The 14,840-nt window shown below is 60.7% G+C and carries 11 protein-coding genes; all 11 read left to right on the top strand.

Annotated features, from left to right (window positions below):
- Window positions 1-1,832: 1,832 nt before the first annotated feature.
- The 11 genes from LVJ94_06910 (at window position 1,833) to LVJ94_06960 (ending at window position 14,727) form a co-directional block, all read left to right on the top strand.
- Window positions 1,833-3,212 (top strand): sigma-54 dependent transcriptional regulator, encoded by a 1,380-nt coding sequence (locus tag LVJ94_06910; GenBank protein WXB06965.1) that lies wholly within the window; start codon window positions 1,833-1,835, stop codon window positions 3,210-3,212.
- The gene (locus LVJ94_06915; protein WXB06966.1) at window positions 3,209-4,480 is read left to right on the top strand and encodes an ATP-binding protein; all 1,272 of its coding nucleotides are present in this window, start codon (window positions 3,209-3,211) and stop codon (window positions 4,478-4,480) included. Before LVJ94_06910 ends, LVJ94_06915 begins: the two co-directional genes overlap by 4 nt.
- Window positions 4,477-6,120 (top strand): serine/threonine protein kinase, encoded by a 1,644-nt coding sequence (locus LVJ94_06920; GenBank protein WXB06967.1) that lies wholly within the window; start codon window positions 4,477-4,479, stop codon window positions 6,118-6,120. Before LVJ94_06915 ends, LVJ94_06920 begins: the two co-directional genes overlap by 4 nt.
- A gap of 94 nt (window positions 6,121-6,214) precedes the next feature.
- On the top strand, window positions 6,215-6,604 hold the full coding sequence (locus tag LVJ94_06925; protein ID WXB06968.1) for a carotenoid oxygenase family protein: 390 nt from the start codon (window positions 6,215-6,217) through the stop codon (window positions 6,602-6,604).
- 47 nt (window positions 6,605-6,651) lie between these two features.
- Window positions 6,652-7,140 (top strand): carotenoid oxygenase family protein, encoded by a 489-nt coding sequence (locus LVJ94_06930; GenBank protein ID WXB10689.1) that lies wholly within the window; start codon window positions 6,652-6,654, stop codon window positions 7,138-7,140.
- A 917-nt stretch (window positions 7,141-8,057) separates the two neighbouring features.
- Window positions 8,058-8,540, top strand: a complete 483-nt coding sequence (locus LVJ94_06935; protein ID WXB06969.1) for a DUF1554 domain-containing protein — start codon at window positions 8,058-8,060, stop codon at window positions 8,538-8,540.
- A gap of 643 nt (window positions 8,541-9,183) precedes the next feature.
- Window positions 9,184-9,765, top strand: coding sequence for a WHG domain-containing protein (locus tag LVJ94_06940; GenBank protein WXB06970.1), 582 nt, complete (start codon window positions 9,184-9,186; stop codon window positions 9,763-9,765).
- A 67-nt stretch (window positions 9,766-9,832) separates the two neighbouring features.
- Window positions 9,833-10,951, top strand: coding sequence for a prolyl oligopeptidase family serine peptidase (locus tag LVJ94_06945; protein ID WXB06971.1), 1,119 nt, complete (start codon window positions 9,833-9,835; stop codon window positions 10,949-10,951).
- A gap of 464 nt (window positions 10,952-11,415) precedes the next feature.
- On the top strand, window positions 11,416-12,252 hold the full coding sequence (locus LVJ94_06950) for a response regulator transcription factor (GenBank protein WXB06972.1): 837 nt from the start codon (window positions 11,416-11,418) through the stop codon (window positions 12,250-12,252).
- Between the two features lie 169 nt (window positions 12,253-12,421).
- Window positions 12,422-13,339 (top strand): trypsin-like serine protease, encoded by a 918-nt coding sequence (locus LVJ94_06955; protein ID WXB10690.1) that lies wholly within the window; start codon window positions 12,422-12,424, stop codon window positions 13,337-13,339.
- 401 nt (window positions 13,340-13,740) lie between these two features.
- The gene (locus tag LVJ94_06960; GenBank protein WXB06973.1) at window positions 13,741-14,727 is read left to right on the top strand and encodes a zinc-binding dehydrogenase; all 987 of its coding nucleotides are present in this window, start codon (window positions 13,741-13,743) and stop codon (window positions 14,725-14,727) included.
- Window positions 14,728-14,840: the final 113 nt, after the last annotated feature.

Genomic DNA, 14,840 nt, shown 5'->3' on the forward strand with positions numbered 1-14,840 from the left:
TGCCGGTAGTCGTTCCAGCCCCAACATAGGACCTGTCGGTCTTTTGATATGGCGCAGTTATGGAAGCTCCCGACAGAAAGAGAAAGTTGCCACCAGACTGCTCACTTGTCGGGGGACGCTTCCGTGGCCTTTGCTCGTTCCATTACCAAGCTGCCCGCGGCTGTTGTCACCCCAGCACCAGATCGAGCCATCGCGCTTACGTGCACACGCGTGCCGGTTGCCCACGCCGATTTCCTGCACGTCGCTGAGGCCTTCGACCCTGACGGGAACCGGTTGCGTCATCCCCAAGCCGTCACCGAGCATCCCCATCTCGTTCTCACCCCAATACCGGACGGTGCCGTCGGTGAGCAGCGCAGAGCTTGTTTCATCGCCCAGGGCCAACGCCGAGACACTGAGCGTGCCGACGGCAGTGGAGCGCGCGGCCGCTGGCTGCGGACAGGACCCGCACGTCGCGACCGAATGCGCGTTACCGAATGCAAGCGGACGTGGATTGTCTGCCCCCGGGGAAAGCAGCGCAACATCGCACTTGGCCCCCTTCTGAACCTTGACGCAGTGCTGGGCTCCCTCGGGCACCTCCGTGGTGGCGGCTCCTTCAGAATCCCAGGGTCGCCGTCTGGACCGAGCGCCTGCTGGGAGGCGGAACGAGGATATCGACGCTTCCGCTCTCGAACCCTGGAGCCTTCAGCGTGATCCGCGTCCTATCGAAACGGAGCGTACCGCGCGCATCTCGTCCGTCGAACTGGAGCGTCATCGATGTCCCGCAACACTCGGCCCTCGCGGCGTACGGAAATGGTCCCATACCTTTCACGCTCATGAAAGTTGCCAGAGTCACGCTCTACGCGAGGCTGATCTAGCGTTGAACCGCTGTCGAACGTCACTTTCGTTCCCTTCTGGCACGCAACGCGACCGCACATCGAGTTGGATGTCTCGAGGGGGCCCGAGCACAATCTCTAGCGGACGATCCGAGGATGCACCCGGTACGAGCAAAGGTTTTCCAAGGCGAGCCACTGCGCGCGGCCAGCCTGGTCGGTGCGCAATCACGACCAGGTTGTCTACCCGGCCGGCGCGTGCAGACCCCAATCCCCCGTACCAAGGTGAGGCAGAGAAGGGGACCTGATCGATCCGCGCTCTCTCGTCTTCGGCTGCAGTTGCTGCGTTGCACACGGATGCCATCCCTGCCGCATCGGTGACCACCGTCTTGCTGGCATGCGCCTGTTGGTGTCCTCCCTCGATGGAGAAGGCACCTGTTGGTCCGGCCCAGTGAGAGGCGACCGTTTGTACCTCCACTCCGCTCAGTGGCTGTCCATCTTCAGCGACGGCACGAACGCGAATTCGGGAGCATCCTGAAGGGCCCCGGGATACTGGCCACGTACGGCCTGCTCGCTGACCACACTGTCTCTCCACGCGGCGGGCGTGCCGCTCGTGCACAACGAGTCCGCCCACCAAAGCCGCCAGTCCGGCGACGGCTCCGACGCTCGTGAGCCACCGGCGACGCCTCTGCCGGCGCTGCTGTTCGAACAACGCGAGATCGTCCATGACCGCAATGTCGTACTCATGTTTCGTGCGATACGGCGTCATCCGATCTCGTAATACCCCGAGCGCGGCGAGATGCTTCCCGCATGCAGCTCGGTTCTGGAATAGGTGTGGCGCTCCTCGCCTACGGCGAACGGCAGCCAATGCGCCGTTGAACGGTAGCGTCCGCGGACAAGTGTCCGTACGGATGGACGCAGACACTGCACGCTGCTTCATCCACGGCGCTTGTTCGCGGATTTCGCCTTTGCAGACGTTTGCGACGGTGGTTGCCAACGCGTCCGGATGCGGTAATGGTTCGCATGGGCAAGGTTCTGATTGTCGACGACCAGCAAGCGGTTCGAACTGCGCTCGAGATGCTTTTCGAACTCGCGGGCATGGAGTTCGAATCGGTGTCCTCCCCCGAGGAAGCGCTCGTCCGTGTGCAGCGAGGTGGCGTTGCGGTGGTCGTTCAAGATATGAATTTTTCGCACGGCACGACATCGGGCGAGGAAGGGGTCGAGCTCTTTCGCGCCATTCGCGCGCTGAATCCGCAGATACCCGTGCTCTTGATGACCGCCTGGACCTGCCTTGAGACGGCGGTGATGCTCGTAAAGGAGGGCGCCGACGACTACATCGAAAAGCCCTGGGACGACCGCAAGCTGACGTTGGCCGTTTCGAATCTCCTGCGCCTGCATAGCCTGTCGCAGCAAAATGAAGCGCTCGTGGGAGCCGTGGCCCGTGCTCGCGGCGAGCTGGGAACGTCGTTCGACCTGTGCGGCGTCGTCTATGCGAGCCGTGCCATGCACGAGGTGGTGTCGCTGGCAGTACACACGGCGCGTTCCGATTCACCGGTGCTCATCACCGGCCCCAACGGCTCGGGAAAAGAGAAGCTCGCCGAAATCATCCAGCAAAACTCGGCCCGCAAAGGCAAACCCTTCGTGCGCGTGAACGCCGGCGCCTTGCCGGACAGCCTTATCGAGGCGGAGCTTTTTGGTGCCGAGGCGGGGGCGTTCACAGGTGCGGGCAAAATGCGAATTGGCCTCTTCGAGGCGGCCGACGGCGGCACGCTGTTTCTCGACGAGATTGGCAATCTCTCACTGGCCGGCCAAATAAAGCTTCTGCGCGTCCTCGAGACCGGCGATTACCAACGTCTGGGAAGCGCGACGCCACGCAAAGCAAACGTGCGCATCCTGAGCGCGACCAACGCAGACTTGCGTGAAGCCATCGCGCAGAAGAGCTTCCGCGAAGACCTCTACTTCCGGCTCAATGTGATCGAGCTGCGCGTCCCGCCGCTCGCGGAGAGGCCGGACGATGTGGCCGCGCTGGCGTGTGCCATCCTTGCGGGACGCAGCGGCGGTCCGTTCGAGCTAAGTGAAGACGCCGTCCGTGCGATGCACGCGCATGCATGGCCCGGTAACGTGCGCGAGCTTCGCAATCGCTTGGAGCGCGCAACCTTGGTGGCCAAAGGACCACGTCTCGAGCCCCCGGATTTGGCGCTCCCTCGCGCGCCCGCCCGCATCGTTTCAGGCTCGTCCTCGGAGGAAGGGGACATCCCGCGGGCCACCCTCGAAGAGGTGCTGACCCGCAATGAGGGTAACGTGTCGCGGGCCGCGTCCGAGCTCGGCCTGAGCCGCCAGGCCCTCTACCGCCGCATGGAGCGCCTTGGTCTTTCCGTCCAACGGCGGCTCAAAATCCCATGAGCACCTCGTGGAAGGCTGCACGGCTGCTGCCGACGACGGCCACATCCGCGTTTGCGTCCGCCGCATGCGCCTATGCCATCCAGACAGGCGCCGGGGCGCTCGCTTCGGCACTGCTCATTGGCGTCGGCTGCCTAGCCGTGGCCCTCGCGGCATCGTTGGCCATGTATTCGTGGCGCAAGTCGCACGTCGAGATGAAAGCCACCCAGCTGGGCATCGCCCTAGAGGCGCGCGAGAAGGAGCTAGCCGAACGCGAGCGCCTCCTGAAGACGCTGGTCGAGTCGGTGCCGATGGCCATTGTCCTCTTCACCGGCCTTGGGCAAATTCTCTACGCCAACGAGGCCGCACGCGCTCTCTTCTTCGACGGTGCCCATCCGGACGGCGGCAATTTTCTCAACCGCCTCGGCCGCGCCCCGGAGGCCCTGCGCCGCGCCATCCTCGGCGAAGGGGACGAGCTCTTCTCCATCTACGACGAAAACCAGCAGCGGCAGACCTATCACCTCGCCAAGCGCCACATGGAGCTCGACGGGGAGTCGGTGGTGCTGGTCGTGGTCAACAACTTGAGCCGCGAGCTTTATCGACAAGAGGTCGACCTCTGGAAGCGGCTTTTGCGCGTGCTCACCCACGAGTTGAACAACTCGATGGCTCCTATCAAGAGCCTCGTAAACTCCGGCCGCACCCTCATCCGTGGCGTCCCCGAAGAGAGCCGCCTCACCAAGGTGTTCGATACCGTGGCCGGCCGCGCCGAGCACCTCGAGTCGTTCGTCCACCGCTACGCCGAATTCGCGCGTCTCCCCGCCCCGCGCAAAGCATACGTGGAGCTCGCCCCCTTCGTGGAGAGATTGGGCAGCCTCTTTCCCGAGGTCGCCGTAGACGGGGAGCTTTCCCAGGCGACGGTCCAGTTTGACGTCGGGCAGATCGAACAGGCTCTCATCAACCTTTTGAAGAACGCCATCGAGTCGTCCGGCTCGGCACACGGGGTGACCCTTCGCGTGGAACCGGTTCTTCCCTCCGGCCTACGTTTCGGCGTGCTCGATCGCGGCCCGGGCATGTCGCCCGAGGTTTTGAAGCACGCGCTCGTCCCTTTCTTCTCCACCAAGGACAATGGCACCGGGCTCGGACTCCCCATTGCCTCCGAAATCGTCGAAGCCCACGGCGGCGTCCTGCGCCTGCAGACCCGAGAGGGTGGTGGGCTTGAGGTCTGGATTCGTTTGCCAGGTCCCGAAGCCTCTTCGGATCCCCGCGGCAAGCTCACGCTCACGCGAACATGATACGCGACAACGAGCAGAGCCTGGCGTTCCTTCAACGCCGTATCGGACAGTTCGGCTTGGTGGTCGGGTTGTTCGACGTGTTGGCCATGATCGTTCGCGGCATGAAATGGATCCCGTCGAGCCTGGCGGACGTACAGGACGTCGTCGCTTGGGCAGCTCACGTGGCCGCGTGCGTGCCACTCCTGGCGATATGGTGGATTGCCCGCGGGCGTCCACGCTCCTTACGTTTTTTGCGATGCCTGGAGGCCATCGGAATTCTCGTTTCCACGCTGGCGCTCTCCGCCATGGGATACGCCCTTACCCTCTCGGGTGGTGTCACGCCCGGCCGGGAACACGGCCCCACTGCTGGCCAATACATCGTGCTCTTGGCGTTGAACTACATCGTTATGGCTCGTGCGGTGTTCATTCCGAGTTCGCCACGACGAACGCTCTGGCTCACGGGCGTCAGTGCGGCGGGGCTCTTCCTGTCTGCGTCGCCTCTGTTGAACGTTGCCACGCACGACGTCTTCGGCGCGAAGGCGTCGCCCTATTTCGGCACCATGATGGGCATTTTTGCGTGGTGGCTCATGACCACGTGCCTCGCTACGCTTGCTACTAGCACCATCTATGGCCTTCGCCTTCAGGTCCGCGAGGCGCTCCAGTGCGGAGAGTACACGCTCGAGGAAAAGATCGGCGAAGGTGGCATGGGCGTGGTCTATCGCGCCCGCCACGGTATGCTTCGTCGGCCCACCGCCGTGAAGCTTCTTCCGGCGAGCGCATCGACGGCGCCGCGAATTGCGCGCTTCGAAGACGAGGTCCAGCACACCGCGCGCCTCTCACATCCTAATACGGTGACCATCTTCGACTACGGACGCACGCCCGAGGGGATCTTCTACTACGCCATGGAGCTCCTCGACGGCGAGACGGTGCAGGATACCATCGACGCTACCGGACCAATGCCGCCCGAGCGGGTCGCTAAGATTCTCATGCAGATTGCAGGAGCGCTCGATGAGGCGCACTCCGTCGGTTCCGTTCATCGCGATGTCAAACCGTCGAACGTCGTCTTGTGCAATCAGGGGGGGCTCTTCGATTTCGTCAAGGTGCTCGACTTCGGTCTGGCCGAATCGTTCGAGCGCGAAGGAAAACCGAGTCAGAGCCATCTCGGCATCGTCGGAACCCCGCTCTACCTCGCGCCCGAGGGGGTACTGAATCCGGCGGTAGTCGGCCCGCCAGCGGACGTGTACGCGCTGGGAGGGATCGGATATTTCATGCTCACCGGCGAGCCGGTATTCCCCGGAAAATCGATCCTGGAGATCGGCTCGCGCCATCTGCACGCGGTCGCACGAAGGCCATCGGAGCGATCCCCGTTCCCGGTGCCCGAGGCCCTCGAGAATCTGCTGCTTCGTTGCCTGGCCAAAGCGGAAGAGGAGCGTCCAACAGCGGCCTCGGTCGTGCGAGAGCTCGCCTCGGTCGCCGTGCAGGCATGGTCCGCCGGAGACGCCGCGGCGTGGTGGCAGGAGCATCGGACTCGCGTGCACGCGCAACGAAAACAATCGGATGCGAACCTCACGCCTGGCTTGACTGTTCGGCGCGGACAATTGTCCACGGCCTCCATTGTCCGCGGACACCTCGAACGAACGTCAAACCAGCGGAAATCTTAGCGGCACATCCCTTGCTCTGTTCGGGCGCCATGATCCGACGACGCGAGCTTCCATCGCTCACCGCCCTGATGGTCGATCCTTGGTGCTGGGGCGCATGCTTGGTGGCTGCGCCGTCAGTGGCAACGGCGCTGGCGCACCTCGGGATGCGGGTAGCGGCGCCGGGGCCCCGCTCTTCCTTGGTGGACTCACCGCCAACCTGGCTGAGGAGCAACGCTACGCCGCGACACTTACCCGCACCATGCCGCGCGACCTTCGCGGCACGCTCTATCGCAATGGGCCCGGCATCTTCAAGCGCGGTGCAGCCCGCATCGCGACGCTCCTCGACGGTGATGGGATGGTCATCGCCTCGCGCTTCACCGATGCGGGCATCGAGTTTCAGAACCGCTTCGTCCAGACGCCACGCTTCGCCGAGGAAACGGCCGCGGGCACATTTCTCTACGACACGTGGACCACTAGCGCCGAACGATCTTTGGATTGGCTATGATGATCACGTGGCATTTCCTGGGAGACGATGCCTATTTCAAAATCATCATGAACGGCGAGACGCGAAAGACCGGGGCACCGGGGGCATTCCGCCGCACCGTCATCGACTTGGTCGCCGGAACGCAAACAACGAAACGCCACGCTACACTGCCATGGCAAGAATTTCCGATGATAGCCCCCTCTCGCGTGGGGCGCTCCTACCGGCACGCGTACCACCTGTTCACCCCCGAATCTAGCATTCTGTGGCGCGCCGTGGCCAAACTCGACGTGGAGACAGACCGCACCGACGTTTTCGACTTCGGCCCCTGGGCATTGGGCTCTCGAGTCGACGTTCGCGCCTCGTCCCAATGGAACCGCCGAAACGATGGCTGGCTCTTGGTAGAAACAGTTAACAACCGTGGCCCAGCCGCGCTCGAGATCTTCGACGCGCGCCGCGTGGCCGATGGCCCCGTGGCTACGGCCACGACCCGCACGCACATCCCGTGCACTTTCACGGCCATTGGGCGCCGCGCATCGCCTAAATGCCGCCTGAAGTGATCCATCGCGCAATTGGGCTGACCCATTTTCTCTGAGAATTGATCGCAAGTCCGTTTTCTTGCCGCGCGAAGAGATTTTCGATGCCGTGTGAGGTATTCGCCATTCGGACTGGATCGTTTCTTCGATTTACGCATTTCGCAAGTGCGCCGCAAACTCTGAGACGAGCCGTTCGGCTGACGCTCATCGTTTCGGCGCGTGGCGTGGGCTTCATGCGGGCACTGATTATCGAGCGGACAATCCGCAAGCGGACGGGTATGGATGAAATAATGTGGTGGATAGATGCCATCGATACACATCGATACGAACTAGAGACGGCGCGAAGGTGCGCTCTAGCTATCATACGGGGCGGACGTCGTACCGATTGTCGACTCGCGTCCGTCAACGAAAGGTGAAGTTACTTGCAAACGAACCTGCGATACAGCCCTCGCGCTTTTCGAGGAACTTGGACATTCCTCATGGCAACGACCGTCACCGCATGTAGCGCGAGCTCCTCGGACCCCGCTTCGAACGCGGGGCAGCCTCCGCCTGATTCCGGAGGCAATCCAAACCCGTTCGACGGAGGTTCGGGCAATTCATCAAGCAACGCATTCAGCGTCTGCGCTACCTGGATCCAATGCATATCCACGCGCGAGCCGACATTACTCGGGGCAACGATTGATGCTTACGGCGAACGAGGGACATGTTGGAAGCAGAAAGACGTATCCGTCTGCCGACAAGGGTGCATCACCGGGCTTCGTCAGGCCCGCGCTGCACATCCTGAACAGACAGCATGCGTTACCTGCTTTTCGGATTCAGATTGCGAATGGCCCGGCAAGCCCGTCTGCGATACGGCGTCTGGACTTTGTGCCGCGTGCGCACCGAACGCTACCGCGTGTGGTACCCCAGGTCCTTCACCCTCCGACGCGAAGTTCGTATTCGTGACGAGTAAGACGTTCAAGGGTGAGCTTGGTGGTCTGGAAGGCGCCGACGCCAAGTGCCAGGAGCTTGCGGCAGCGGCAAGGCATCCGCTACCTGGAACCTATCGCGCCTGGTTGAGCAGCTTCCGAGGCCAGGATCCGCTGCATCGATTCACACGCAGCGACGCCCCCTACGTTCGAACGGACGGTACGGTTATCGCTCAGAACTGGAACGACCTGCTTTACTACCTTGCAGCACCGATCGACGTGGACGAAAGTGGAAATCATCTCGAGATTGCTGGTCCGGCCATGGCCTGGACCGGCACGGAGCCCGACGGAACCGACAACGGACGGGAGAACTGCTCGGGCTGGGAGCAATCCGACGGCGGTGGATCTCCGAGCTTTGGCTCAGGGGGACACTACACGGACATCGACGGGAAATGGACGGCGAACGCGTTTCAGGAGTGCCGGAGTTCCGCGCACCTCTACTGCTTCCGTCAATAGAATCGTCACTTGGCCTAGCAGGTAGCAACAAGTTTTGCAGTAATCGAGGCAGTCACCCCGTTCAAGAAGTCACATATCGCTACGATTTTGCTGCCGGTCTGCGCGAGCTAACAGGCTACACATGTCGAGTGTGGTATGACACCGACTACGCGCAGGATCTTCTTGCCTCATTCTCTTTCGCGACTGACTTGCGGCTTGCTTTGATTCAATTGACATATAGGACCGCGAGAGGTAACTCCGGCCAAGTGTCGATAATCTATGGCGTGATGCGAGATCCAGTGGGAACATTTGTTTGATACTTGACCGCGATTTGGCAGGTGTGGTCCGCAATTTATCGCATACCGATCTCTGGAGCTTCCGTCATGTCCGTCGAAGGCGATGGGGGACTAACCGGCGTCATGCGCTCGTTCCGCGGGGAGCATGGGGCGACATCGAGAGTATGATGCTCGGCCCGCGTTGCGACCGGACGCATTCGCAAGAGCGCCCCGATGTGACATTTCGTATATGTCGGCATCTTGCCATGAGCAGATGTGTCGCAAGAAAAAACCTTTATGGGACGCGTCGTAGAGGCCCGACGTTCTTCGATTTAATTATTTGTACTTTAGTGTTTGTGGTGTACATCATATACGCGACTTCGTAGACGATGGCAGAGAGTCAAACGGCAGCCCGTATCGCTTTTGGCAGAAAGAAATTTTTAATGAAAGAAGGTGTCGAGGCGGTGACAGTCCGCCGCATGGCCGACGTCGTGGGGACAAGTTCGATGGCGATCCATAAACACTACGTCAATCGCGAGGTGCTTTTGAATGCAATCGCAGGTGTTAGTTTCGAAGAGCTGGGTAAGGCTTGGAGCAAGCCTGCCGAGGTGGTGGGTTTCGATGAACGATTTGCGAAGTTGCTCGATGCGTTTCTCGATTTAGCTCTTGCTCGGCCGCACCTCTACACCTTCCTCCACACTACACGTAGAGAAGAGGCGCGATGCTTTCCAACTGATTTTCGTGGGTGCGGTTCTCGGACGTATAGCCCCATCATGAGAGTCATTGAGCAGGGAATCCACGAGGGACTACTCCGATCGGACGACGCTCTGGAGGTCACACTGGTATTTGTGTCGGGCGTCCAAGGGCTAGTTCAGCTCTATCAAGCGGGCCACATCAGTTTGTCGAAGCAAGACTTTCGCGCGCCATGTCTGCGTTCGGTGCGCCGGATACTCGATGGCGTTGGCGCATAAAATGGGCGTGGCGCAGAGAACGTTACGTAGACGCTTTCCAATGCGTCGACCGTGCTTACGAATCGCGATGGCCTTCATGGTCATTGTGGCGACTCCAATCGTCGGTCGCGTCGCCTGGTACGCTAGTGATCAAGCCATCAAGCCGGTGCATTCGCAGCATCCAGATGGGATCCCTGTTCTCGTTGTCAAGGACGACAATGGCACGCACCGAGTCACTTTGCCCGCCACAGTGACTACGCGTCGACCCGGTGTGTTCTGGCTGACCTGGGAGGGAGGTTTCGCAACAGTCGGAGACATCACCTCTTCTTCGTCGGACCGAGTAGAACGTCTTTTGCTCGGCGATAGGGTGCCCGCAACCGGAGCCATCGTACGGTTCAGCGCCAAAGTGCCGACCGATCCGGCAGGGCTTGGTCTCGAGTTTTCCGAAATAATGGTGCCGACGGAGCTTGGCCCCACGCCCGTATGGTATGTGCCGGCGGCCGCTACCGCTAGAACCTGGGCTATCGTAGTGCATGGGCAAAACGGGAGTCGCAGTTCCATGCTCTTCGTCGCTCCCATGCTTCATCAGTTGGGGCTACCGGTGCTCGTAAGTACCTATCGCAACGATCTTGGAGCTCCTGCATCCTCCGATGGCTTGATGCATCTTGGCGAATCCGAGTGGCGCGACCTGGAAGCCGTCATGCGCGTTGCGGAGGAGAAGGGGGCACACGGTCTGCTTCTCTACGGTGGTTCCATGGGTGGTCAAATCATTGGCCAGTTACTGCGGAACTCGACACTGGCGGAACAGGTTTGTTCGGTCGTGCTTGATGCCCCTCCCAGTAGCATGTCGAAAGTCGCAGCATATGCGAACGAGCAGCACCATCTGCCCAGCATCATGGCTTGGCTAACCGGTAAGATCGTCGACTGGCGCACCGAAATCAAATCCGATCAGCTCGATCTGCTCACGTACCCTCCGAAAATACGACCTCCAGCGCTGCTGCTGCATGGGGACGGTGACCTCGAGGTTCCGGCACAGCTTTCGCGCGATTTTGCCGCCGCCGCAGCTCAACACAACTGGCCTATGGAATATCGTGAATTCCATGCTGACGGACATGTAGAGTCGTGGAACGCAGATCCCCTTGCATACGAGAATATCGTGCGAGCGTTTATCGAGCGTACGACTCGTCATTGTGAGCCGGCGCGATAGTCTTCGCGAATCGAGAGCGCCGCAAACTGAAGCTCGTGCGCTAATGAGCTCGCAAAGCCAGCAGCTTGAACGGATGGCACGCTGGGCGTTATAAACTAGTACACATCGGTACCATCTCCGCCGGGTACACTGGATGGCGCGAGGCTGTAGTTTAACCAGGATCGGTGCACCTTTCATGCAAGCGGTCTCGCATGCCTATCGCCGATATCCAAGTAACCAATGCGTTCGAAAGTACGTGGTTTGTCGCAAGATTGGTCAAGTGGTTATTGCGCACGAGATGGATATTGCATTCGCAATGCTCCCAACCGTCTCAGTGGACCGTCCCACCCTCGGCTTGACCCTGAGCGCATCGATCCGAACCTTCTCGTCGCATCCAACGTCCTGCTTGCGGAGAAGAGCGACCCGCGCCGAGGAATTTCTATTTCTCACCAAGCACACGATGATGGCATATGTCTGGTTTTTTAGTGGCCGAGAGTCTGGGTCTGTATGATCCCGAATCGGCTGAAGTGCCTCCCTGCGAAGCGAAACACCGGCGACATAAAAAGGGCGAACTCGCCACGACGGCAGCAACCCGCCGAACTTCTGTTATGCTCATTGAAGACGATGGTGGTCTGGCCGACGTCGTGCGCTCGTACCTCGACGAGCACGGATTTCAGGTAGAGATCGTGGGCCGCGGTGACGTTGCTCTCGACCGTATTCGGCGAGAGATCCCCGATGTCGTGCTCCTAGATGTCGGGCTCTCCGGTTGCGATGGCCTGTCTCTGTGTCGGGAGATCCGAAGACACTACGATGGCATCATCGTCATGATGACTGTACGAGTCGATGAGATCGACGAAGTGATGGGCCTGGAAGTCGGTGCCGACGACTACCTGACCAAACCGATTCGCCCGCGTGCGCTGGTCGCCCGCTTGCGCGCTCATCTTCGACGAACGGGCGAGCGAAAGCCTCCGAGCAGCGAGCGCGAATGGATTGCGGTTGGAGACTTGTGCATCGACCCGGCGCGTCGTTCGGTGATGTATCGCGGTGCGATTATATCGGTGTCGTGCTCCGAATACGAACTGCTCGAGATTCTTGCGAAAAGGGCGGGGGAGGTCGTCCACCGCGAAGATCTTTTGGGCGCCATTCGGGGCATTCGCTACGACGGATTGAATCGATCTATCGATTTGCGCATTTCGCGTCTCCGCCGCAAATTGGCAGACGATCCGAAGCGACCGACGCTCATCGTCTCCGTGCGCGGTGTGGGCTACATGCTGGCGGCAAGCCACCGGGCCGACGCCCCACAAGCGATCGATGGTAGCTAAAATGGCAAGACGGATACATATCGATACCGATACGAGATGGCACTGTGGAGGTGCGCCAGCTATACAGATGATCGACGTCGCGGCGATTTTTGCTTGTAACGTGTATCAATGAAAGGGCAAGCTTGTGTCGAACTTGAAGTTTTCAATTTGCACTATTCTTACAACGATGATGGTCTCCCTCGGGTGCGCGGGCGCACCGCAAGACGCCGACGAGACCGATGAAGTCGAGTCCCCGCTCTCCGGAAAGGATGGCGTCGCGCCCCCGATCGCTGCCGAAGGGCAATTTGCTTCGACGATCCATCTTTCGACATTGAAGGTACAGTGCACGGCTACGAAGGTGGGGCCGCGTCACATCTTGACTGCTGGGCATTGCTCGTTGAACGAGAGCGGGAAGATCGAAGAGCCATTCAAATCGGGCGGGACGCTTTATGTGTCCAACAAAGCGAAACTCGTCCCTCCTGGATGTACTCGGAATGAACCCGCATGCTTCGTGACGAAGGAGCAAACGGCGCTCGAACTCGGGTACGAGAAAGTCACCGTGGAAAAGACGGTGCTCGAGCCCGCGTACGCGAAATACCCGGAGGCGACTGGCGGAGGATCGGACCTGGCCGTGATACTGCTGACGGTAGAATCGGCGGAGAAGATCAAAGACATTCCCTCCGCCAAAATCGATTATAGCGTCGTCCGATCAGGAGATGCACTGACCCTGCAGGGCTACGGGGAGGACTGTATGCAGTTCAACGAACGCCCCGAATTGCGTTACGCAGGCGCGAAGGCCGTTCCGTCCCTCCGGGCGACCACACCCGATCCCGACCTTAATCCGCCTCCCCCGCCGATCTCCGCGGCGCTGCGAAAGAAGATCGAGAAGGTTCTCTTTTTCACGGACGCGAATCTTCGCGGTGGACCGACCTTGTGTCCCGGAGATTCGGGCGCTCCCGTGTTCCGGAAAGGTAAACCAAATATCGTCGTAGGCGTGAATTCTACCGGCTGGCACGACAGCCAATCGTACTCGAATTGGCACGTGCGTCTCGACGACAAAACGGACTCCAATGTTGCCAAATGGCTCAAGTCGATTCTTGCCCAGTGATGCACTTTGATCTCCATTTGTGTCTATATTGAAGTGCTTCGCTACAGCAATCGAGTCATCCGGTATGTCGGGCTTGGCCTGCCCTCCGCCGTCGAGGCGCTTGAAGTCGCGCGAGCAGGCCTCCCTAAAGCCATTATGGCTCTCACGAACAACGAAGTCCTCGAGGTGCCAATTCGCGACACGTCGGGAAGCGGCCTTCAAGCCATCGTGGTGGCGCGGCGGTGGAGGCTTTCGCCAATTCCTTCGCCATCAGTCGGAACGACTGCACGCTCGTCTCGTCGAAGCCGGCATGAGCGAAGTCGATCTCTAGACATTTCGACGCATCGTGATGCATCCGCGCTCGCGGATTACTTGGTACTCGGTGAGGACGGTCCTCGCGCGCCGTCCAGCGGTAGAGGCACGTGAAAGCCTGGATCGTGACCTCCGGAATGCCGTGGCGCCTGCAGGTGCGCGACGTTCCTTCCCCATCGCCCATGGCCCACGAGGCCTTGATCTCCGTGGTGGCGTTCAGCATCAACCGCGGCGAGATGGAGCTTCTTTCGTGGTTGCCCGAAGCATGGATCCCGGGCCTCGACGTGGCGGGCATCGTTCTCGAACCTGCAGCCGACGGATCGGGGCCACCGCGTGGTGCGCGCGTCCTCGGGCTCGTAGATCAGGGATCGTGGGCGGAACGCGTAGCCGTCCCCACTTCCGCGCTCGCGCTAATTCCAGCTGGCGTGAGCCTGATGCAGGCCGCGACCTTGCCCGCGGCGGGGCTCTGCGCGATGGGCACCTTGCGCCTTGCCGAATGCACGAAGCGCTCTCGCGTGCTCGTCACCGGCGCAGCAGGTGGCGTGGGCAGCTTCCAAGTGCAGATGGCCGCTCGCGCAGGTGCCCACGTGGTTGCCGTCACAGCACGGCGCGATGCCAATGCGTGGCTGCACCGACTGGGCGCGACGGACGTCGTGTCGGCCATTGCCAAAGCACGAGGCCTCTTCGATATGATCCTCGAATCGGTCGGCGGAGTCAGCTTGGAAGAGGCCGTCGGAAAGATCGCGCCAGGTGGCACCATCGTACTCTCGGGGAACAGCAGCGCCGAGCGCACGTCGATGAGTGTCTTCGATTTCACGGGCCACGAAGGGGCGCGGCTCGTTACGTTCATGAACTACGCATCGGACGAGCACACCGGCGAAAGGCTGCAACGCTTGGCGGCTTCCGTCGATCGGGGCGAAATCGTACCTCAGATCGGACACGTTGGTTCTTGGGACGAGCTTGATGGTGCGCTCCAGGCGCTCCGATCTCGAAGCGTCCAGGGGAAAGCCGTGTTGTTTATCCCGTTCGGTGACGCCTCGAATGGCCCCCGCAACACCGCCGCCACTGATGGGGTGCAATCGATTGCGAAGCGATGAGCGTGCCGTAAGCAATGGAACCGGCAAGAACGCTCCCGTCGTCGCAACTGGGAAGGTGCACACAATCTCGACCGGTGCCTCAAGCTACACTTCGAGCGACGAGCGCATCCTCG

Source organism: Sorangiineae bacterium MSr11367 (genome assembly GCA_037157805.1).
Classification (GTDB): Bacteria; Myxococcota_A; Polyangia; order Polyangiales; family Polyangiaceae; genus Pendulispora; species Pendulispora rubella.